22 protein-coding genes are annotated in these 21037 nt (G+C 69.5%); 13 read left to right on the forward strand and 9 right to left on the reverse strand.

Annotated features, from left to right (window positions below; genetic code table 11):
* Positions 1-488: 488 nt before the first annotated feature.
* From IE206_RS41155 to IE206_RS41165, 3 genes are all read left to right on the forward strand, one after another.
* Complete coding sequence (locus IE206_RS41155) at positions 489-5183, forward strand: DNA cytosine methyltransferase (RefSeq protein WP_189971747.1); 4695 nt, start codon at positions 489-491, stop codon at positions 5181-5183.
* A 45-nt stretch (positions 5184-5228) separates the two neighbouring features.
* On the forward strand, positions 5229-6329 hold the full coding sequence (locus tag IE206_RS41160) for a TniQ family protein (RefSeq protein WP_189971749.1): 1101 nt from the start codon (positions 5229-5231) through the stop codon (positions 6327-6329).
* A gap of 251 nt (positions 6330-6580) precedes the next feature.
* Positions 6581-7183 (forward strand): hypothetical protein, encoded by a 603-nt coding sequence (locus tag IE206_RS41165; RefSeq protein WP_189971789.1) that lies wholly within the window; start codon positions 6581-6583, stop codon positions 7181-7183.
* Between the two features lie 329 nt (positions 7184-7512).
* Here the strand turns inward: IE206_RS41165 and IE206_RS41170 are convergent, their stop codons facing one another.
* Positions 7513-8598, reverse strand: a complete 1086-nt coding sequence (locus IE206_RS41170; RefSeq protein ID WP_189971751.1) for a ParB/RepB/Spo0J family partition protein — start codon at positions 8596-8598, stop codon at positions 7513-7515.
* Positions 8598-9182 carry a ParA family protein gene (locus tag IE206_RS41175; RefSeq protein ID WP_189971753.1) on the reverse strand — a complete coding sequence of 195 codons (585 nt, stop codon included), beginning with the start codon at positions 9180-9182 and terminating at the stop codon, positions 8598-8600. Before IE206_RS41175 ends, IE206_RS41170 begins: the two co-directional genes overlap by 1 nt.
* A 640-nt stretch (positions 9183-9822) precedes the next feature.
* On the opposite strand from IE206_RS41175, the gene IE206_RS41180 reads away from it, so the two are divergent.
* The gene (locus IE206_RS41180) at positions 9823-9966 is read left to right on the forward strand and encodes a hypothetical protein (protein ID WP_189971755.1); all 144 of its coding nucleotides are present in this window, start codon (positions 9823-9825) and stop codon (positions 9964-9966) included.
* A gap of 121 nt (positions 9967-10087) precedes the next feature.
* Here IE206_RS41180 and tap read toward each other — a convergent pair whose 3' ends face one another.
* The 4 genes from tap to IE206_RS41200 form a co-directional block, all read right to left on the reverse strand.
* Positions 10088-11794, reverse strand: a complete 1707-nt coding sequence (gene tap, locus IE206_RS41185; protein ID WP_189971757.1) for a telomere-associated protein Tap — start codon at positions 11792-11794, stop codon at positions 10088-10090.
* Between the two features lie 2 nt (positions 11795-11796).
* Positions 11797-12363 carry a telomere-protecting terminal protein Tpg gene (tpg, locus tag IE206_RS41190; RefSeq protein WP_189971759.1) on the reverse strand — a complete coding sequence of 189 codons (567 nt, stop codon included), beginning with the start codon at positions 12361-12363 and terminating at the stop codon, positions 11797-11799.
* Between the two features lie 14 nt (positions 12364-12377).
* A complete protein-coding gene (locus tag IE206_RS41195) occupies positions 12378-13211 on the reverse strand; it encodes a hypothetical protein (protein WP_189971761.1) in 834 nt (277 codons plus the stop codon).
* Between the two features lie 214 nt (positions 13212-13425).
* Positions 13426-13719 carry a helix-turn-helix domain-containing protein gene (locus IE206_RS41200; RefSeq protein WP_189971763.1) on the reverse strand — a complete coding sequence of 98 codons (294 nt, stop codon included), beginning with the start codon at positions 13717-13719 and terminating at the stop codon, positions 13426-13428.
* 152 nt (positions 13720-13871) lie between these two features.
* Between IE206_RS41200 and IE206_RS41205 the strand changes: the two genes are divergently transcribed.
* From IE206_RS41205 to IE206_RS41235, 7 genes are all read left to right on the forward strand, one after another.
* Entirely contained in the window at positions 13872-14234 is a 363-nt protein-coding gene (locus tag IE206_RS41205; RefSeq protein ID WP_189971765.1) for a hypothetical protein, read from the forward strand.
* A complete protein-coding gene (locus IE206_RS41210) occupies positions 14234-15076 on the forward strand; it encodes a hypothetical protein (RefSeq protein WP_189971767.1) in 843 nt (280 codons plus the stop codon). Before IE206_RS41205 ends, IE206_RS41210 begins: the two co-directional genes overlap by 1 nt.
* A 31-nt stretch (positions 15077-15107) precedes the next feature.
* Positions 15108-15317 (forward strand): hypothetical protein, encoded by a 210-nt coding sequence (locus tag IE206_RS41215; RefSeq protein WP_189971769.1) that lies wholly within the window; start codon positions 15108-15110, stop codon positions 15315-15317.
* Positions 15314-15634: a hypothetical protein gene (locus IE206_RS41220; protein WP_189971771.1), complete on the forward strand. Its 321-nt coding sequence runs from the start codon at positions 15314-15316 to the stop codon at positions 15632-15634. The genes IE206_RS41215 and IE206_RS41220 overlap by 4 nt, the downstream gene beginning before the upstream one ends.
* On the forward strand, positions 15631-15924 hold the full coding sequence (locus IE206_RS41225) for a hypothetical protein (RefSeq protein ID WP_189971773.1): 294 nt from the start codon (positions 15631-15633) through the stop codon (positions 15922-15924). Before IE206_RS41220 ends, IE206_RS41225 begins: the two co-directional genes overlap by 4 nt.
* Positions 15925-15975: 51 nt before the next feature.
* Positions 15976-16173 (forward strand): hypothetical protein, encoded by a 198-nt coding sequence (locus IE206_RS41230; protein WP_189971775.1) that lies wholly within the window; start codon positions 15976-15978, stop codon positions 16171-16173.
* Between the two features lie 89 nt (positions 16174-16262).
* A complete protein-coding gene (locus IE206_RS41235) occupies positions 16263-17180 on the forward strand; it encodes a coiled-coil domain-containing protein (RefSeq protein WP_189971777.1) in 918 nt (305 codons plus the stop codon).
* A 399-nt stretch (positions 17181-17579) separates the two neighbouring features.
* Here IE206_RS41235 and IE206_RS41240 read toward each other — a convergent pair whose 3' ends face one another.
* The 3 genes from IE206_RS41240 to IE206_RS41250 all read right to left on the reverse strand — a co-directional run bounded on the left by IE206_RS41240 (position 17580) and on the right by IE206_RS41250 (position 20086).
* Positions 17580-18443: a hypothetical protein gene (locus IE206_RS41240; protein WP_308433984.1), complete on the reverse strand. Its 864-nt coding sequence runs from the start codon at positions 18441-18443 to the stop codon at positions 17580-17582.
* Positions 18444-18665: 222 nt separating this feature from the next.
* Entirely contained in the window at positions 18666-19223 is a 558-nt protein-coding gene (locus tag IE206_RS41245) for a UTRA domain-containing protein (RefSeq protein ID WP_189971779.1), read from the reverse strand.
* 32 nt (positions 19224-19255) lie between these two features.
* Positions 19256-20086, reverse strand: a complete 831-nt coding sequence (locus IE206_RS41250) for a GntR family transcriptional regulator (protein WP_189971781.1) — start codon at positions 20084-20086, stop codon at positions 19256-19258.
* 250 nt (positions 20087-20336) lie between these two features.
* Here IE206_RS41250 and IE206_RS41255 point away from each other — a divergent pair, with 250 nt between their 5' ends.
* Positions 20337-20672 (forward strand): hypothetical protein, encoded by a 336-nt coding sequence (locus IE206_RS41255; RefSeq protein ID WP_189971783.1) that lies wholly within the window; start codon positions 20337-20339, stop codon positions 20670-20672.
* The gene (locus tag IE206_RS41260) at positions 20669-20950 is read left to right on the forward strand and encodes a hypothetical protein (RefSeq protein WP_189971785.1); all 282 of its coding nucleotides are present in this window, start codon (positions 20669-20671) and stop codon (positions 20948-20950) included. The genes IE206_RS41255 and IE206_RS41260 overlap by 4 nt, the downstream gene beginning before the upstream one ends.
* Positions 20951-21037: the final 87 nt, after the last annotated feature.

Consider the following 21037-nt stretch of genomic DNA (forward strand, 5'->3'; position numbering starts at 1 on the left):
CCCGCGCGCGGGTCTGTACCACGCTACGCGTGGTACAACTCGATCCGCTTCGCGGATCGAGCCGGCCGCTTCGCGGCCGGTGTGGTCCGCGAAGCGGACCACTGTTTTGTGCGGGAGGTAAGGGCGAAGCCCTGGTTACAAACCGCCAAATGCTGCACCCCCGCATCTTGAGCCTAAAAACTACGTCTGACCTGCGGAAACGTCGGATCCTGAGCTCTGTACGCCTTGATCGTAACTCTCCGAAACCGCCAAATGCTGCACCCCATGTAAGGAGTGCCACCAAAGTATTAACCCTTACAGAGGAGCCGCGTGGGCAACGGGCTCTGTCCAGGGTCGGGGGTGGCCGGAGTGGTCGAGTCTAGGGGAGGCTCACCCTGAAGAATACTTGCAGTGCAACTTGCAGTGAGACTGCAAGTTGCGTAAGGTGGTGGTCACACCAACCGCAGGAATTACGGGTCCGGCGGTTATCTCCGAAGGGAAGTCGCTTGATGGACGCCATGATCACCACCCCCGCCCGGAACGCGATCAAGGGCCATGACCTGAGCGACGCGCGCATCATCCTGGACGGGGACGGGGTGGCGCTCGCGTACGTCGTGCTGTCTCCGGCTACGTCCTGCTACAGCGTGATCACGCTGGACGGTCGTTGGGTGATCCCCGGTACCGAGGGATACAAGACGCGGGGGGCGGTGACTGTCTACGCCCGGAAGCACGCTGAGACGCTGCGCCCCGCCGGGATGCGGGTGCTTGAGCCGGTGCGGCACAACGGCCGGTACGCGGTGACTCGTTACGGGCAGCGTCGTTCGGGTATCTGCGGTATGCAGCTCAACGCGGCTACGCGCGGCATGGGTTACGAGTGCGGGTGTGGCGCGTTGGTCAGCACGGATCAGGTGTACCGGGCGGGGTGGACGATCGTTGGAGACGGTCGTAAGGGCACTCACGCCATGGCCTACGCGCTGCGTTCCGGGGACTGTGTGGAGTTCGGCGCGGAGCCTGCCGCGTATGACGCTCCGGTCATCACGGGCGCGCCGGTAGAGGTTCCGACCGTGCCCGTGATGGAGGCTCCGGCGCCGGTTGAGGAGCAGACTCCGGCCACTGTCCCCGCGGGGACGCCGGACAACGCGCGCCGGATGGTGTCGGTGGGTGCTACGGGCCGTGCGTACGTGACCGGTAAGGGTGAGCGGCTGCGGGTTGAGTCGACGGACGGTCAGATGGCATTCACGCTGCACACCGTGCCGGACGATGCGAACCCGGACGCGGTCGAAGGGTTCGCCAAAAGGGCGCGGGAGTTTGCCGGGAAGATCGCTCAGCGTGCCAAGGGTGCGAAGTGGCGTAGGGCGCCGTTGGGCATGTGGTCGGGCAGGCCTGCCCCGTTCAAGGTGTTCGCCCCGGGCACGTACATGGACCGTAAGGGCGTCGAACAGTTCCGCTATGAGGCGGGTGTGATGCTCGCGTGGGAGATCGAGGGGACCCGGTACACGGGGCAGGTGTGGGCGACCCAGGTACGGGGCGGGGACTGGAACCGAAACCACTCGTCGTACTGCCCTGGTGAGGCAACGGCCGTAGTGGTGGCGACGGTTGATGGCCGTAGGGCGCGGCGGGATGAGGCGGTGTGCGTGCCGCTGTACCACGGGTCGCGGCGTACGCAGCCGTATGCGCACGTGTCGATGCCGATGGGCCCGATGGACGCGGATGGTCGTGTTCCGCGGTGGCAGGCTGATGTGACCGTGATCGCGCCGGAGTGCGCGGCGGATGGTCTGTTCGATGAGGTGACCCCGGTTCGTGACCCCCTGGACGATTGGGAGGGGGAGGGCGGGGCGTACGTGGCGGAGTATGCCGACGCTGCGCCCGTGGCGGATGCTGCGCCGGTAGAGGCGCCTGAGATGCCCGTAGGTGAGCGCTGCCACCGTTGTGAGCGGGACGGGGTGGTGTTCGGCGGTACGTGCCGCGTGTGCGGGCGTGTGGACATCGTGGCTGCGATGTCCACGGGGCCGTGCATGTGCCCGGCGGAGGAGCGCGCAGCGGCCACGGGCCGGATGTACTGCCGACGATGCTTCACAGTCGGTGTGGCGCTGTACGCGGCGACGGGACACGCGGGCCGTATCCACGTGTGCGGCGACTGCTACGGGGCGCACGGTGCCCGTATCGCGTCCGGGCAGCCTGCGGACGTCAAGGCGCCTGCGGGGGCGACGATCCGGGCCGCGCGTACGGCGCGGGAGTTCGCGCAGCGTCACGGCTGCTCTGCGGGGGACGTGCACCGTGCGGCCGAGGGCGCCCGTAAGCGCGTGGCGATGGAGTTCGGGGCGCGTGCGGGGGACGTCGTCTCGGACCCGTCGGGCGTCGAGACGATGGATGGGGAAGGGGGCGCACCGGTTGCTGCTCCGGCGCTGGCGGCGGTCCCTGTGGCGCTGGCCGAGACTCCGGCCGAGACGCTGCCGACGGTGGCGGCGGCCGTGCGATGGGCGCGGCGGCGGGCCGAGGAGGCGGAGGAAAAGGCGGCGGCGGCGCGGCGGCAGGCCGAGGGTCTCGTCGCTGCGGCGGGGGCGCACTACGGCCGGTTTGCTGGCGGTCAGCCGATCCTGATGGGGCATCACTCCGCGCGGGGCGCACTGCGAGACCGTGCGCGGGGGGACGCTGCGACGCGTAGGGCCATCGAGGCGACCGCCGAGGCGGAGCGCGCGGAGCGTGCCGCGCGGAAGGCGCGGCAGGCGGCCGAGCTCGCCGAGCTCGTGAACGGGCGGTCCCGCCCGTGGGAGCGCACGGACTTCCAGCGGGGGGACGTCGTCGAGGTCCGCAAGATCTCTACCTCCTCGTACGTAGTGGTCCGCGCGAACGCGAAAACTTTGACGCTGCGGAACGCGTACACGATCGACGACACCAAGGGCCGGTACGACCAGGTCCTTTCGAGGACGCGGGATGGCCGGACCGTCACCAACCCGGGGCAGGACGACGCGCCGACGGCAGAGGGGCCGGAGCCTCCCCAGGAACTTGACGAGTACGCGACAACAACGCGACATGCCCTCGCTGGGGTAGGGGGGTTTTCTCGGGAACTTGACGCGTACTCGTCAAGACAATGCGCCCCCGACGTGATCAGCGACCCCGGCGCGGCCGACGCGTGGGAGACCGACGGCGGCGCCGTGCCCGGCGTCGGGACCCCGGCCACGCTCCCGCCGGCGGCCGGTCCCACCGAGGAGGCCGAGGACGTCGCCCCCCTGGACGCGGCGGCTGGTCACCCGGCGCTCGCCGAGTGCCAGGCGGCGGCCGACCTCCTCGTTGCGTACGCCGAGGAGCACGCCCTCGACGAGGCGGCCGAGGGGTGGGCATTCGAGGCGGTCGAGCGGGTCGCCATGTGCGCATGGGCCGTCGAGGAGGGGGACGAGGAGCGGGCAGGCGAGTACGCCCGTGCGGCGAAGGGGGAGCGCGCGGCCCTCACGCTCGGTCGGCTCGACGAGGCGGGCCCGATGACCCCGGAGCGTCTTGCCGCCCTCGACGCCGACACGCTCGCGCTCCTCCAGTGGTACGCAGGACCGTGGCCGGTGCGGTGGCTGTGGCCTCCGGAGAAGGACGCGCCGCGCGTGATCAACCTGTTCCACGGGCCCGGTGGTTGGTCGGTCGGCATCCGTGACGTTCTGGGTGCCAACGTGGACATGGTCGGCGTGGACCTCGACCCCGGGGCGGTGGCCACGGCCGAGGCCGCAGGGTTCGAGATGATCCGCGCGAGCGTGACGGACCTCGACCCGGAGTGCCCGGCGCTCCAGTGGGTAACCGGCATCATCCTCTCGCCCCCGTGCCAGGCATTCAGCCCGGCCGGTCTCCGCATGGGCCGGTACGCGTCGGCAATCGAGCTCATTGTCTCGGTGGTCCGCGGCGTGGGCGCGGCGGCCGGGTTCCTCGCCCTGGTGGACGCCGAGGGCCAGGACGCGGGCAACGCGCCCCGCTCCGGGGAGTCGTGGGAGGACGTCCGCGCGCCGCTTGCCGAGCTGGAGGACCCGCGCGCCGGTCTCATGGCCGAGGTCGTCGTCTGGCCCCTGGCGATGCTCGCCCGGGGCGGGTCGGTCGAGTGGGTCGCCGTCGAGCAGTCCAGCGCGCTCCCCTCCGAGATCGAGCGCGGCCTGATCAACGAGTTCGTACAGGCAGGTTGGGGCACCGTCGAGGCCGAGACCCTCGACGCGGTCCACTACGGCGCGGCCTCCCACCGCAAGCGCCGTTTCCTCACCGCGCACCGCACCCGCTCGCCGTTCGTGAGCGTGCACCCCACCGAGGCATTCCCCGTGACGACGTTCGCCGAGTGCGCCAGATGGGAGCGGGGCCGGTCGGTCAACACCCGGGGACAGCGCGGCATCGACCCCAAGACCGGACGGCCGAAGGGTGGGAACGCGTTCAGCGCCGACCGGCCGTCGACCTGCGTCACGGCAACGGCCTACGGATGGAAGGACGACAAGAGCGGCGAGAAGATCGGACAGGACACCATTGGCCGACTCGTCGGGTTCCCGGATGACTACCCGTGGAGGCACGTGGGCCGAGGCGCCGGTATCCGCAACCGGGCGCAGCAGGCGGCCGACGCGGTGTGCCCCATGGTGGCGGCAGCGGTCATCGGGCGCGCACTTGACGTCGAGGAGTGGGAGACCCGGGCACGGGCATACGCCGATGCGCTGTACCGCCCGGACGTCCCCCGGGACGTGCCGCTCACTGTCGTGGTGCTGCCCCGGCCGCGCCCGGCCGTGGCCCCGGTCATGGTCGAGGCACCGACCCCGGCGACGTCCTCGACGGGGGGCACGGTGGAGCCCAGGGCGGCGGTCCTGGTGGCTGTCGGGGGCGGGGCGCCGACAGCAGGGGCCCGTGTCCCCGGGGGGCTGTCGCATTGCGCGCAGGGGCGGGGGTTGGTGGGTGTTCGTGCAGGTCACAGCACGGGACAGGGCGCGACGCGACAGCCTGCGGGACAGCCCAGGCGACAGCGCTCCTACGGGCCCGCGCCTGATCCGCGCGCGGGCGGGGAGCGGGGTCCGCCGTCCCTGCCGGTCCGGCCGGGGCCGGTCGGAAGGATGCTGACGCTCCCCCAGAGATTAACCGGGCCATATCAACTTGCACGAAGCCATCCGGCTATCGAGAGGGGCGCAAACCCGAGACTTGACACGGACACGTCATGTAGCGTCAACCTGTGCCGCCCCCAGGCGGACCTCAGTTGACCCGATCGGGGCTGCACTGTCGGTGTCGTGTGCCACGGTGCCGACATGAACGACACTGCTCCGCAGCCCGCTCCGATCACTGCGGCCGAGCTCCCGATCCGTGTCCCGCTGATCACCGGGGAGACCGTCGCCTCGTTCGTCCTCCGCACGGCAACAGCGAACGGCCTCCCGGTCCCCGCCCTCCTCGCGACGCTCGACGAGGGCCTCGTCCTGCCCGACGAGGATCTCGTCCCGCAGCGCGAGGAGGTCACCCTCTCCACCGCAGCACTGGCCCGCCTGGCGGTCCTGGTGGACCGCGAGCCCGGCCAACTCGCCCGCGCCCTCCCCGGCTTGCACCCGGACCGACTCCTTGACGCCGGGGCCCACATCACCTCATGGCCGCGCGACCGGGGCGCAGCACCGCTGCCCGCCTGCCCCCTGTGCATGGAGCCCGGGGCATGGCTGGCCGCGGATGGCCACCGGTGGCGGCCGTGCGGGTGCGGGCGCCGGTGGATGTCCAGCGATGACGGCGGATACCTCATCGACACCGGGCCCGTCCCCGAACTGGGCCGGGCGCTGCTGCACCATCGACAACTCGTCCATCGGGTGGGGCACGTCGCTGATGCACTCGTGGCGGACGCCCATCAGGTGATGCTGTGGTGGTGGATCTCTGGACAGTTCGCCGCCGACGTGTGGCGGGCCCGCGAGGACGCCCTCGGAATGGAACGCCACCGCCGCCGCGCCGCCCCGGCCGTGGTCTACCCGGAGGCGCTCGCCCTGGCCGAAGCGATGTGGACATGGGAGGAGCGCCGCCGTAGGCGCGGGGTGTCGGCCGAGGCGTGGATCGAGGACGTTGAGCGAATCGCCCCCGCCGGCATCATTCCGCGCCGGGAGCGGGCGCCGCTCCGGTACTGGCTGGAGCAGCACCGGCCGGAAGCGGCTGCCCGGCCGGTGGGCCGGACGACTCCAGAGCGCCGATGGAACCGGCTTCCCGCGCTGCACCGTCCGCCCGCCGAACCTGGTCTTCTGCGTGCGCCCTCCTGCTTGATGTGGGTGTTCGGCCTGCCCCTTACCGCCACGTCGGCCATCTGCCCGACATGCGGGGGCAGGGCGCCGACTTGCCGATGGGTCCCCTATCAGGGATGCACCGGAAGCCCAGGTGACTGAGTGCCCGTGTCACAACCTCGCCGCTGTGGGCCAAGACTGCGCATGTAACGAAGCTTGACTGTCGGCGCGTGTCGCTATCGTGGACGGCACGGCAAGTCGCGTACGCCGTTCGCCGCTGTCCGGGCCCACGCCCTCGGACGTCGTCGGTCAAGGTCTTCTGGGGCCCGTGGAGTTGAGTTCTGTCCTGTACACCGGCCCTGACGTATCCGGCCGGCGGAAGCGTGGGGACCGCCCGGTCCGAGGAGTGCGTCATGCCGAAGAATCAGTCGACCGCCGCGAAGAAGGCACGCGCCGCCGCGCGCGAAGGCGAGAAGTACACCGCTGCTCTTCGCCGAGAAGCCGAGAGGCCGTTCGCCCCGACCACCTACAGCTATGTACCCGTCGCCGATGCTGGCGACGAACATGTGTGGGCCCACGTCGTCGAGGACTGCCGTCACTGCCCCTGCCACGCTGCACGCGTGTGCGCCGATGGCGTCTGGGGCCAGGCCTCCCGCCCCTCGCACGCGGATGGGACTCCTTATACCGATCCCTGCCCCTGCGAGGAGACGGCCAAGGTTCCCGAGCCCCGGCGGCTCACCATCACCTTCAAGGGGATCACCAGGACCCTGGACGCGGAGTACTACCGCCACGGCGTGATGCGCGGGCATCTCCGTGTGCTGGGCTACCCCTTCCGCGGCGAGCCCGACGACGGCTCCGCCCCCAACCGCTGCGGCATGTTCCTCTTCCCGTCCAGGGTGATGCGGACCGCCCGCGACGACCACGGAGACACCTGGCTGGTCCGCACGCGCGCTTCCGTCGGCGGACGGCCCGCCGCTATCACCGGTTGGTGGTCAGATGCGGCACCGGAGGGATAGGCACTGAGTAGCCGTACTCATGACGTCTGTGAGACCGCCTGCAAGGCTGATCACCCGCGTATGCCTACGGCGCACCACGCATGAGACCCGCGCATACCTCCTGGTCGTAGGGGGTGCAGCACTTGGCGGTTTCGGTTTCCCGGGGGTGCAGCATCTGGCGGTTTCGGTGCGACCTGCGGGTTTCCCTCGGCAGATCGGGCTGGGGCGTGCCGGGACTGCCGGAGTGGCGGTTTCGGTCAGACGATCCGCCGGCAGCGGGCGTAGGCGCCCACTGGACGCAGCGCGGCCCCGGAGCGTGATCGCTCCGGGGCCGCTGTCGGCGGGGCGGACTATGAGCCCGAAGGGGCTGCCTTCCGCGGTACGGGCCTTATGGCGTCGAGTGCGGCCCGCATTACCGCCTCGGGCGTGGTCCTGGTGGCGAGGGCCTCCGCGACGAACGCCTCGGAGAACTCGCGCACAGCATCAGAAGGCATGACCCAAACGGACGGCGACCCCGGCTCAGCGCCGGCGGTAGCACTGACGTTTGCGTCACCGGAGGTGTCCGGGGTATCCGCGCCGGGGCGCGGCTCGGGCACGACCGCGCCGCCACTCGAATTTTCCGCGGAAAATTCCTTGCCCGCAGACGCCGCCGCAGCACCGGCCCTCGACTCGTCAGGGGCAGCAACCTTGGGTTGCTTCGCCTCGCGCTGCCCGGCCTTCTTAGCCGCGGCGGCCTCGGCGTCGGCGCGCAAGAGGTCCGCGAGCGCCTTCCGCTGCTCGGCGAGAGGCATCTGCTCGATGCCCTTCACTGAGCCGAGGCGTCGGGCATCCCGGATGGCGAGCCCCTCCTCGCCGCGGGCCTTTGCCCGTACCTCCTCCTGCAACGTCGGGTGAATCTTGAGGAGGTTCTTTCGATGGCTGATCCACGGCTGGGACCAGCCTTCCGCGGCGGCGGCCTCCTTGGCGGTGGAGTACGTGCCGACGATGTCCATCACGGCGTGCGCGTCCTCGATCGGATCGAGATCCTTGCGAGCGTCGTTCTCGTCATAGGCGGCCCTCAGTACGGACGCCCTCGATGTTGCGATGCTGTCGTCAGTCACGACGAACAGGTCCGCACGCCCGAACTTGACGGCCGCAGCACGGCGGCGGTTGCCGTTGATGATCACGACATCATCGGTGCCGGCGCCGAGGAGTTCCTCCTCCTCGGGCCACAGCTTCAGGTACGCCGTGGGTGTGATGGCGAGGCAACTTTGGAGCTGGCGCTCCGTGATGGATGCCAGGTCGCTGAGGTCGCCCACCACCTCACGCGGGTTGTGCGGGTTGGGGAGGCACCTCTCGACCGTCAGCCATCGGCCCTGAGGCCGCCTGTCTACTCCCGGCTCGGCCTCGACTTCATCATCCGCCATGTCAGCGAACGAAACGCGCTTACCTGCCATCAGTGGCCCCCGCCCATGTTGTTGCCCCCGTATCCGAGCTCAAGAGCGAGCCGGAAAAAGTCCTCCCGGCCGCGGTAGGCGGGCTGGCTGTCCTTGTACTGGGTGACAACCGTTCCCTCAGCAACGGCCCGGGAATGGACCTTGTAGCGGCGCAGAACCGTACGAGCGACCGGCCAACCCTTCTTGGCTACGTACTCCTGGGTGTCCCTGAGATCGGCTCGCCCGTCACGCGGGTCCCAATTGTTGATGACGACCCTGTACGGGATACCGCGCGGCTGGAGCACCTGTTGAACCGTGCGGGCGGTCGGCCCGAAACACAGGGGCTCTGTGAACATCGGGACCACGACGTCGTCCGCGATGTCCAAGGCCTTGGAAAGGATGTGCTCGTTGTCGAGCGTCCCCGGAGTGTCGATGAAGATGTGCCGGTAGCCCTCGGCCTCACCGAGAGTGTCATGGGTGACCGCCGCCAGGTTGACCGTTGTCGTGGTCTTGCCGACGCCGCCCTTTTGGTTCGCGATGACGTGAATCTGCGCCCCGAACTGCTTGAGCTTGCAGATGTTTTCAGGCTCGTGATGGGCGGCCATGAAGTCGAAGGGGAGGAGGTCGCCCACTCGTTCGGCCCACTCAACCGCCGATCCCTGAGGGTCGGTGGACACGACGAGTACAGATGACTGCATGTGAGTTCCGTTCTGTCCGTAGGTTTCCCGGGCTGAACAGGCCCGGTACTCCGGAGATCCGCCTCGGGTGATCGGTAGAGGCAGACCGGGACAGCATTCCAGATGATCACCGATTTAGGCGTGTTGGCCATCACGATTTCCCGAGGGAAAGCGCAGCGACGGAACCCGCATCCTGCGCCCGTCGCGCATAGTCGAGAGCGGTAGCCCACAACTCCCGGGGGGTGGTATTGCAAGCCTTCGTAGCTGCCGCGGCGTTGGCGGCGGCATGCGCCCACAGATCGCGCTCGGGTCCGCCGGTCTGATCCTCGGCGGTCCTCAGCGCAGTCACCAGCTCAGTTACCGAAGGGACCGGCGCCGCTCCGGCCGGAAGCCACGGGCGGCACGTCTCGGCGAGCTCGGCCGCAATGACAGACAACATCGGGTCAACACTCATGGCGACACTCTGCCGGACACGCAGAGGGCGCGCGGCCTGCGCGCCCCTCGTGTGGGGGATAGGCAATCGGGCGAACCGGCGAGACGATCCGCAGAAAGCGTTGATGGAGCCCGGGTGTCGAGCGCGTCCGGGCCGCGCTGTGTGCGCCGCGCCCGGCTGTACGAGGTCGAGAGGTTGTCCCTCCAGGCCGAGGCCTGCGGCACGCTCCACAGGCAGCACGACAGCACCACCAACACAGGAGCGGTGACCGGTGCTTGAACCGGGCACCGCTCCTGACGATTTTCCGCGGAAAATTCCGAGGCGTGGGCAGAACGGACCAAGGGGCGGGGCCCGGCACAGTGCCGGGCCCCGCCCCTTGGTGTCGGTCTCGTCGAACGCGCTACTCGCCGTCGCGGATGGCGTCGCCGCCCTTGATGAACCGCGCGGGATTCGCCTGCCGGGCGATCAGCTCGGCGAGCCACTCCATGGTTTGAACACCCTCCTCCTTGCAGTAGCCAGGATTAGGGCCGAGCCGGAACGCCCCGGGCATCGGCATGCCGTCCTCCTTGCGCGGCACCACCGCGCGGGCCGTCGGGTAGGCCGAGGGGTACACCACGCAGTCCGACAGCACCGCGAGTGGCACCTGACCCGTCAGCGCCCACGTCTTCACGATCTTCCGGTGCTGTCCCACCCGCGCATTGCTGATCACGGCGGCCCGGATGTCCGGCCGCCATGTGGCGCGCTTGAGTGCCGGCCACGGCGCATGACGGCTCGGCCGCTTTCCCATGGGCTTCTCCCGCAATTTGCCGACACCGCCCTTCGCGGTGTGCTTGATCGCGGTCAGCACCGCGTACGCCTCCGGGTCCCTCTCCTTGAGTGTCGGCATCACGCGGACGAACTCATCCTCGGGCATGTCCGCCGTGACGCCGAGATCCGCGAGCGTGGCCATGTAGGCGTCACGCAACCGGTCATGCCACAGGTCGAGATACCCGCCGCTCTCCGGCCGCAGCCACCCTGCCAGGGGCCGCACCTCGACCCCGAGCTCGGCCGCGTACGCCAGGGTCGGCGTCGCGTACCACGCCGGGCCGGTCGGCGCGTGCCCGTGCGGCGTGAAGGGGGAGGGGAGCCGCGGGTCGAGCTCGATCAGCGCTTTGGTGCGCGGGTCCTTCGTGCGCAGCACCGCCCCGGAGAGATCCACGAGCCACGACCCCGGCACCCGCTTGTCGAAGCGGGGGCCGTCGGTATAGACCGCCGGACCGAGACCCACCGTCAGCCGGTTCGCGGCAGCCAGGAATGCCATGTTGATGTCGAGCCCGACGACGTACGGGAGCGCGGCCTCCTCTGCGGTCAGCTCCGTGCGATGCCAGACGAGGGCCTCCTCGAACAACACATGCGCCGGGTCCTGCGTCTGCTCGCGGGTCCGCTCGGCCGCGAGGGGGTGCTCGGTGGGTGCCTCGGGTGGCGCCGGGTCGACCGGCTCCACGAGCGACCCCTCGACCGGCACCCGCTTCATGCGCCCGGTGCCCCGCTCGAAGGTGGCGCGGGTCGGCGGCCGGAGAGCGGTCATCAGGGCGAGACTGGTCCCCGCCGTCGAGCTGGTCGGCGTGGTCACGCGCTCGGCATAGACCCCGAGCGCGTAGGCCAGGGCCGACGGGTCGGCAATGTCACCCATGCCGCCCCACCGCGTGATGCGAGCATCGAACGCCCCCCACGGAACGACGGCGACGACGACCTCCGCACGGTTGCGGAACATCCACGACCACGGGGAGAGGCCGGCACGGCTCAGAGACCATCCCGACTCGCTCACGGCCTTGACGGCCGGATGGTCATCAGCCACCCGCAGCCGGACCCGGTCATCGAGCCGGTCCGGAAGGCCGAGGAACACCGTCGCCGACTCGGTCAGCACCAGGAGCGCCGCGGCGTCCTCGCCGAACCGGCTCAGCGCGGCGGCACCCAGCCCGTACGACACCGCCCAGTCGGCGGCCGTCGCGAGATCGATAACCTCCTCCGGGAGACTCACCCGCTGCACATCAGGACGGTGCGCAACGAGGACGCCGTCGCTCGCGTCGAGGACGACAAGGGGAGCGGTGTACGACGTGTCAGCCATGGTCAGTGCCCCCACTCCATCTCGATGTAGTCGATATCGGCGAACGTCACGTCGAGCTGCTCACGCTGCGTTCCGGGGACCTCGGGGCTCCGGAAATACTGCTGTGCCAGACCTTCGCCGATGAGCTCCTGGAGCCGGGCCTCGTCCTCCTGGTGCAGAGCCTCGACAATGTCCCCGATCAGCTCCGGCGGCATGTCCTCGGAGATCAGCCGGTACCGCGCGTCATCCGTCGATTCGCCCGCCGAGGTGAAACCAAACTGAGCCCGGGTGTGAATGAATACGCCGCGCTCCTTCGCTTCCTTCTCGGCCCGAGCCTTCACGCGTGGCTGATGATCTTTGCGGACCTCCCGTTCGAGCGCGTCGAGCGTCGATTTCTTCGACCTCTCGATGTCTTGGTCCCCGGCTGCCAGGCGCTGCACCTGACGGCGGGAGACGCCGAGGCGTTCAGCCACCTTGCCCGTGTCGCCCTTCTCCTTGCGCATCAAGGCGTTGAATCGGGCCTTGGCCGAGACGGGGATGTTCCGCGTACGAACTTTGATCTTGTCCATGAGTGCGTCAACGATCTTCACTGCGGTGCCTCCCCTCAAGCCGTCCGACAACGGGTGTCCTCGGCGGCATCGCGGTGCGCCGTGCGCGGACCGGACTGCCCGGTGAACCACTCCTGAGCCGGAATCACGTACCGCTTACCGCGCACCTTGGACAACAAGGCATGCAGGTACCCAGTCCGCGACTTGTACGCGTTGCGGTCCGCCGTGTGATCCAGAACCCTGAGGATCTGCTCGTCCGGCCACCCGGCACGCAGCACGAACCCGACCGCGATCTCCGCACGCTCGCGCTCGTCGACCGTGGCACCGGCGAACCACCGCACGCGCTTGACGATGAGGCGCGCCCGCTCCGGAACGGTTGCCCGCTCAGCCTCGGTCAGCTCACGCGCATGGAATCCCGACAGGAGGAGGTACCGCGATGCCTCACGGCCGCGGAACTTCCCTGATCTGCCATCGCCGACGGGGATGGACGACGGCTTGAACTCCAGAAGGTTGAAGTCGATCAAGTGCGGCCGATGCCGTTCGACGGACCGCACTGACACCCCGGCCGCGGCGGCGAGCTCCTTCACGTCCGGAGCCTCACCGCCCCAGCCCCAACCCGCCAGTGCAACAAGGCATTTGGCGCATGTCGGGTCCGGCGCCGCTACCGAGCGCGCCCAGTCCTGCGCCCCCGGCAAGGCGGGCTGCGAGACACCGAAAGTGCCGCCGTTCAGCGGGGTACGGCGGTCGGCGTCGATACGGGAGTGCGCGAACAGGTGCGCTAGGTGGTTTTGGGTGGCCCGCTCCTTGAGCCCCACCTGAGAACCGATCTCGGCGGTAAGGAGCCCCTCGGTCGGGGAGGCTTTGAAGTGCTCTTGCAGGACGCCGTACACCCGTTGACATTGCTTGCAGTCGTCCGGGCTGATGTCTCGGTGGGGTGGCCTTGGTGCCACAGATCGGCCTTTCCGGCCCGCTGTGGTGCGTCAGGGAAACACCCCTGGGTACACTCACGACAGACCTAGTGCGGGTCAGCGAAGGCCACAATCGGCCCGGGAGAGGCAACTCCCGGGACAAACCCGATGTGGCCTTTCGCCATTAAAGGGCAGGTCAGACGGCGTACAGCCGTTGTTGGGTTCCCCCGACCATCTCCGCCCGCCGCCCCGGCTTGAGCGACTCGACGGCATGCGTCGGGCCGAGCAGGAGATCGGCGGGTGTCAGGCCGTAATGCGCGGCGAGGTGGTCGAGATCCCGGAGGGAGTACGACGCCGTACCCGCCTGCTTCCGGCTCACCTGCCCCTGAGTCACCTTCAGGCAGCCAGCCAACGTGCCCTGGTTCTCGTCGCACACACGCATCAGGGCGGCCACGGTGGCACGTAGCATCTGGTCGCTACCGATAGCCATATGACACATCCTCACTGGACATGAGTCCGGCTCATAGGGGCAGACAGGGGACCGCGGCCAAATCTGCCGCGCTGATCACACACCCTGGCACACTTAAAGTGTCGCTGCAAGTGACGCTTGCAGCGAGTCTTCCGGCGTGTCATCCTCGCCTCATGAGCACACCGACCCCTGAAACCGCCGGCACCGAGTCACTCGCCGACCTCCGCGCCATTGCTGAGGAAACCGCCGGAGCGGCCGAGGCAGCTCAAAGGGCACTCACGGACGCCGCCGTTGCCGCCGCAATGTCATCCACCCGGTACGGGCACCTGAGCAAGGTGGCCAAGGAGGCTGGGATTCATCCGCAGGTGCTACGGCAGGTCATCGACAGCCGTCACCCCGGATGGCTCGCTGAGGCCGCCGCGCAACGCGAAAAGGAAAAGGCTCAGCGGGCGAGCAAGCCCCGGAGCCGGGCGGCGAAAGAAGGAGGAGGCAGCGCCACGCGACGTACGCGTAAGAGCGACGCTGCCGCCGCCTGATGGTTGATCTGGTCGCCCGGATCGGCGCAACGATCATCGCGCTTGGGACCCTCGGCGGGGTTGTGGCCTCCTACACGCGCCGGGAGTGGCGCGTGGCCGTGGCCCGGCTCATCACCGGCATGGTGGCGTACCTAGCCGTGTCGAAGTACGCCGAGCTGCGCGACTTCTTCGACGGCATGATCCCAGGTGGCCATCCCTCGAAACCGGCCGACTCCCAGCCGCAGAGCAGCGACGGGCCGAACCTATGGCTCCCCCTCGCCCTGGCGGGCGGTGGCCTTGCCGCGAGCTTCGGGCTATACGGCCTGTGGAACCTCGTCCAGCGACGACGCGCCCGCAGAGCGGCCAAGCACGCGGTCGACACCACCGCACAGACGCGCCGGCACGCCATCGAGGCCGACTACGACGAGGTACGCGACGTCTACGCCGCATACCTCTGCGACGTCCTCGCCGTCCTCGACCGCCCGGCCCTCGACGACGTCACCGTGCCCCAGACCGCAGCCCTCCTGCACGCCCTCGACGCCGCCGCCGACGCCCGCCGGGGGAGCGACCTCGACGCCTACCGGCAGACCGTCAGCGCACTGAAAACCGCATGGCGGGCTGCCGACGACCACGCACGCAAAACCGGCATCCAGCACCTGCCCGCCCCGGAGCGCACCGCGATCGCCAGGGCCCGCCGACTCTTCGAGACGGCCCTCGACGAACGAGGCAGTCAGCACGAACGGCAAGCCGCCTACGCCAAGGCGCGCGCACTCCTCGATGGCGTCCTCGCCATCCCGAAACAGGCCGTCGCCGCCGTCGAGCACCAGACCCGCCCCGCTCTCGCCAAGGACGCCACCGCCTGACGCCCGTAAGTCAATTGAGAGGAGCCCGGACATGGGCACCCCTGAAAGTCCCTTCGAGATGCACATCAACAACGACCCGTCCCCCGACGGGGGCGCGTACATCGGCATCATGAGCAGGGGCAAGACGCGGACCATTGATGTGGCACGCGCCCAACTTGCTGCCGCCGGCACCCCGTACGAGGAGATCGAGACCGAGGGCCGGATCGAGCTCCGACTCGCCAAGGATGGGGGGCAGTTGTGAGCACCGCCGCACCGGCTGAAGTCCCCGACCCGTTCCACACAAACCCGCACAGCGGACCCCGCACCGTGACCCAACTCCGCGCCGCCCTCGTGGCGGCAAACGTCGCAGACCGCGAGGAATTCGAGGCCGAGCTCGGCGAGCTCAGCCTCGACGACCCCGAGGAGTACGGGGCCCTCGTCCGCAGGTGGCGACACCGCCTCGTCTTGCGGACCAATCCACTGATCCTCGCCGCCGTCGCCGCAAGCGCCGACCCCACCGCCCGGCGCTGGACATCCGCCGAGATCCTCGGCGACACCCACCCGGAGCGCAGCCGGTGACCGAGCCCGCCCCCTGGTCCGTCGTCTACAGCGAAACCGGCCGCGCCGCGCTCTCCGTGGCCACCCCCCAAGAGCGCGCCGCCATCCTTGCGTTAGAGGCGCGGCTCGCCCTCGACCCCTACGCCTGCGGCGAGATCTACCCCGACCGCATCGGGAACCTGTACCTCGCCCTCCTCGAAGTCGGGGGCCGCCTCGCGTGGACCTCGGTCCTGTACCGCATCGACGAGGGCAACCTCGACGAAGGCACCCGCGGCGAAGCGCTGATCGTCGCCGTTGTCTCCGGACCGTGACCGGAACGGGCCGCCTGCGTACCCCCCAGCCCGTGCCGGAGAGGAAGCACCATGACCGACGCAGTCACCTTGGCCAAACTTCGTACGGAGTTCGCGAACATCACCAACGCGCACTACAGCAGTGGCACGGCGACGCCGGAAGGAGCCGCCGAAATGGACCGTCTCATCGAGCAGTACGGTCCGGAGGCGGTACAGGACATGGTCGACGAGATGGAGACGCCGACCATCCGCATCACCGACAAGTGGTGAACCACGAGAAGGCCCCTCGGGCGGCATCCAAACTCACCTACAAGGCCACGCCGGCAGTGACGACGTAATAAGAAAGGGGGGGCCTTGCCATGAGGAAGAAGAACGCGCCGGTCACGCTGCTCGCAGTCCCGGACTTCACGTTCGACCCTGACCTCTCCAACGAGGTCAGAGACCTGATCCGCTCAAAGACGCCGGGTCAGAGGATCACCAAAGAAAATCCGTGGATGGGACTCGTTGACCCGGTCCCGCTCATCGGAGTCGCCGGGGTCATCGCCATCGTCATGACCTTCGTCGTCTCCGACGAGAAGTTCCCAGCCGCCCTCGCGCTCCTGGGGCTTTCGGTTCCCGTCCTGTGGGCCATGTGGGGAAGCCTGGCGGTGATCTTCAGGAAGCGCGAGCAGAAGCGCGAGCAGAAGCGCGACCGGCGCCGAGCGGCCCAACTCCGGGACGCCCAGGGCCGATACGTACGCAGCGCCGATCTGACAGAGGACGCCGGGCAACTCCTCGCCCGCGCCACCAAAGCCGCCGACGCCGTCCGCACCTCCACCGTGCACCGCCGCGACCTCATCGACCGGCAGCGGAACGAGAGCGCCCTCCCGCGGCAGCTCTGGGACATCGCCGAAACGCTGCGCGAGTACAGCCGCCTTGCCAAGCAAGAACCCGACCAGGCCAAAGGGACGAAGATCGCGAAAGTGCTCGACGCTCGACGCAGGGCCCTGCGGACAAGCCTCGCCAGCATCGAGCGCCGCACCGAGGCCCTGGAGACGTACGCGGCACAGGTAGCCGAGGCCGACCGGCAGTACGCCGAGCTCGAACAGATTCAGCGCATCGCCGCCGGTAGCGATGAAGTGCTCGACCTCCTCGCCCGCACGGTCCGCGATGACCTCGCCGTCGCCGAGATTGACGGCCTGACCGGCGAAGCCGCTATCGTCGCAAGGTCTCTCGCTGACGCCCTCGAATCAGCGAAGGGGGCAGCCGTCCTCGCTCTCCCGAGGGCCGCCGCCTGAAACGCCGTACGCCCCACGCTGACCCATTCAGACTCTCAGCCGAAGAGGTACACATGCCGACGAACTCCGACGACCAGCAGTTCCCGCCTGCCGCTCTCGCCATCCTCCGATTCATGAGCAGCATGGGCCGCACGGACGGAGTACGGCTCCCGCCCGGCTTTGAACTAGCCCCCGGTGGTAGGCAGTACCGCAATGTCGCCGAGTTGGAGAACGCCGGGCTAGCGCCCTCCGTCCGAACCGTGGACGCGCACCTCCCAGCTCTGCGTAACGGGACCCTCCGGCGGCCCTGACGCTCGTTCCACGGCACAGGCCCCACGCGCTTCGAAGCGCGTGGGGCCTGTTTTTGGTGCTGCTACCTCAATCCGGCGCACGGCACGGCATACCGCAGCACCCCGCGGCCTACACCACGACAGGGGAGAGCGCGGCGAGCGGAGATCGGCGCCCCTTCTCCACGGCCCGTAGTGCCGGCCAATCCACCTCCGGGTGCGCGGCCGGGAGTGCGTCCACCTCCCGGGCCAGATAGAGGGGCACGGTCACCGTCCCGCCCCGGTAGGCGCCGAACTTCACATCGCGCCACTCGGCAGGTTTGATCCAACCGAGCCCCACCAGCCGGTCCCAATCAACCCGGCGGACACCCAACCGGGCGGCGGCCTGATCCGGCCCCACCGGTACCGCCGCCGCGAGCAGCTCCGCCAGATCCGCCCGGCCCGCCACCTCTGCCACCTGGGCAGGGTGGACCATCGACACCGATGCGTTGCCGGACAGCTCGACCAGGAGCCCCGCGTCCACGAGTCGGCGCACCGCGAACACCGTGACCGACGCCGCTTGCCCCGGAACGTTCGGCGTGCCCACGGCCTCGGCGAGTCGATCAGCCGCCGCGCCCCCAGTGATCGGGGCCTCGGGCATCGCCGCCCGGACCGCCTCCGCGTCCATTGCCTCGACTGCCGCCCGCGACCACAGACAGCCCCGAACGTCCGGGGCCGGGACAACCGTCGTGTGCACACACCACCGGAACGCCGTCACCGGCACACCCAGCCGCCCCGCAGCCTGTCCCGCGTCGTACTCCGTGCGCCGTGCCGGCGGGCGCTCGAAAGCGCGGACCGCAGCCCGGTCGATGGCCTCGACTGCGCCCCTAGACCACAGATAGCCGCGGACATCCGGCCTCGGGGCTGCCCCTTCCTTCACTGCCCGCCGTAGGGCGGTTACCTGCACGCGCAGCCGCCTCGCGGCCTGAGTGTCGTCGTACTCCGTGCGCTCGGGCATGGCGATTTCCTCTCTCTGGGAGTCGGCCCGATCTGGCCGTGACGAAACAGTGCAGAGGATCTGAAAGCCTGTCAAGAGATGCTATTTCAGGGCGAGTTGGGCATATACACCCCTACTGCGCTCGCGTACGCGAGGCGGAAATCACCCGTCCGGAGGGCCTTCCGGACACGCGAAAGCGCCCGGCCCTCAGGAGAGGGCCGGGCGCTCGTGGGGCTCGGGAGATCAGTCGAGCGGCACGGCGTAACGCAGCGTCCAGCCGCGCCCGAGGACGTGCCGGGTGACCTCGACGACCCGGCCCTCGGCCGTGCGGCCGACGTGAGTCACAGTGAGGAGGAGCTCGCCCTCCTCGACGCCGAGCGCGGCGGCCTGGCCCGCCGTGGCCGGTCGCTGGTCGACGTCTTCGACGGCCTCGGACCCTTGGGAGAAACCGGCCTCGGCCATGCGCGAGATGATCCCGCCGGCGCCCGTGTCGACCTGTTCGATCCCGGCCGCCTCGGCGACGTCCACAGGAATCCACGTGTCGGCGAGCTGGACCAGGCGCTCGCCGTCGTACATGCGACGGGCCCGGACGACGACGGGGCCCTCGGCGGCGAGCAGCTCGGCGACGTCGGCCGGTGCTTCGGCCCGGTTCACGGTCACCTCGGCGCGGGGTGTCCCGCCGCTGCGGCGGGTCTCGCCCTCGTACGCGCCGTGCGCGCCGCCTTCTTCGCGCTGCGCGGTCCGGTAGCGGCTGCGGGCGTCGCGGGTGATTCCGGCGGCGCCGATCGTGTTCTGTGCCATGTGACCTTCGGGTCCTCTCTGTGTGTGGTGGCTCAGTGGGTGGGGCCGAGGGGCCATGTGTAGGACAGTCGCCACAAGTGCGACGGGAGCACGTGAACGGTGACCTCGACGGCTCGGCCGTCGTCGGTTCGCCCGATGTGGGTGATCTCGAAAACGCGTTGGTCCTCGGCCATTTCGAGGGCCGTGACCTCCTCGGGGGTCGGGGTGCGAACCTCGACCTCCTCCGTGATCGTCGCTTGCGCATGCCCGAGTTCGGCAAGCCTCGACTTGGAGCCGCCGGGTCCGGTGTCGGCCTCTTCGAGCTGTGTCCCCTCGGCGATCTCCAGTGGGATGTATGACGTCGCGAGCTGTACCGGGACGGCAACGGCGACCGGATCGGTTCCCGCGACCGGAACGGGGTCTTCGGCGAGCATCCGGCGAGCACGGACCAGAACGGACGTACTTCGGGCGTCCACGCCGAGGATGTCCGCCACCCACGCCGGCGGCTGCGCGTGACTGGTGCTCGTGACGGATGTCGATTTCATGCCGAGGCGGCGCATCTCCGCGGCGAACGCGCCCCGTGCCTGGCCCTCCTCGCGTTGGGCCCTGACGTAGCGCGATGTCGAGTCCCTGACGATCTTGTTCACGATGCGGTGAACGAACGCGCCCTTACGGCCCTTGCTGATCAGGCCCTCGGAGGACAGCAAACGCAGCGCCTGTGCGGCGGTCCCTCGGTTGGTGCCGAGCTTGTCGGCGAGCTCTCCCTCGGTGGGCAACTTTTCCCCTGGGGCGTAGCGGCCCGTCTTGATGTGCGCGCGCACCTCGTCGGCAACGGCCCTGAATGTGGCTCGGCCCGGTGCCTGGCGCGGCTCGTCCTCGGTCATGAGGTCACCCTATCTGCATCCCATTCGGTCGGTCTCGGCTGCCGACACAGCATGAATGGAATCCAAGAGGATTGCAATGGATTCCATTCGGTGCTGTACTCAATGCGTGCCGATCGGCACGGGCAGAACGGCCCTCGGGCCCGACTTCCCGATGATCCGCCGCGCCTGAAAGGGCACGGCCCCGGGCGTCTAGTCCACGCTCCGGGGCCGCTAGGCGGATTTCCTCCGACCTGATAGAGGAGTGATCCGCGTGCGCACCACCATGCCCGAATGGGCCTCGATCCACCGAATCGGCGGGGCCGTTCCTGCCACGCCCCCCGCTCGTACCCGCCTCGACGTGTCCGCCGCGATCGGCCTCGACGTGACTCTCGTCCTCGGCCCGGTCGGCGGTGACGCCGACGAACTCGCCGAGTACACCCGCCTGTCCGCCCTGGTCGACATGGCCGACGCCGGGGCCATCCCGAACGGCGCCGACCTCGACCGCATCACGCTGGACCTCGTCGCGGGTCTGGTCGAGGACATGGAGAGCGACGACAACCGCCGCGGTTTCGAGGACGACGAGTTCGCCGGGAGGTGGGCCGCGTGAAGATCGACCGCCCCGCCCTCGCCCGCCTGGTGCGGACCCTGCTCGGCCTCGCCGACCGCCTGCACCCCGCCGCCCTCCTGATCCTGGTCCTGGTCCTCGTCGGCCTCGTCTACGCCGCCGCCCCGGTCCTGGTCACCCTGCTGACTGCCCTGGTGACCGTCCTCAAGGCGGGCGCGTTCCTCGGCGGCGGGGTGATCCTCGGCCGCCTCGCGGTCCGGGCCGCCGCCACCTACCGCAGCACCCCGCCCCCGGCCGGGCCGTCGGCCGCCACGGCGTGAGTGCCCCGTGCGCCCTGCTGCGTGACATCTCCCCGGAGACCCTCCGCCGCCACGGGTTCGCCGACCGCTCCGCCGCCCACGCCGCCG

The organism is Streptomyces violascens (assembly GCF_014649955.1).
In the GTDB taxonomy this organism is placed as follows: Bacteria; Actinomycetota; Actinomycetes; order Streptomycetales; family Streptomycetaceae; genus Streptomyces; species Streptomyces violascens.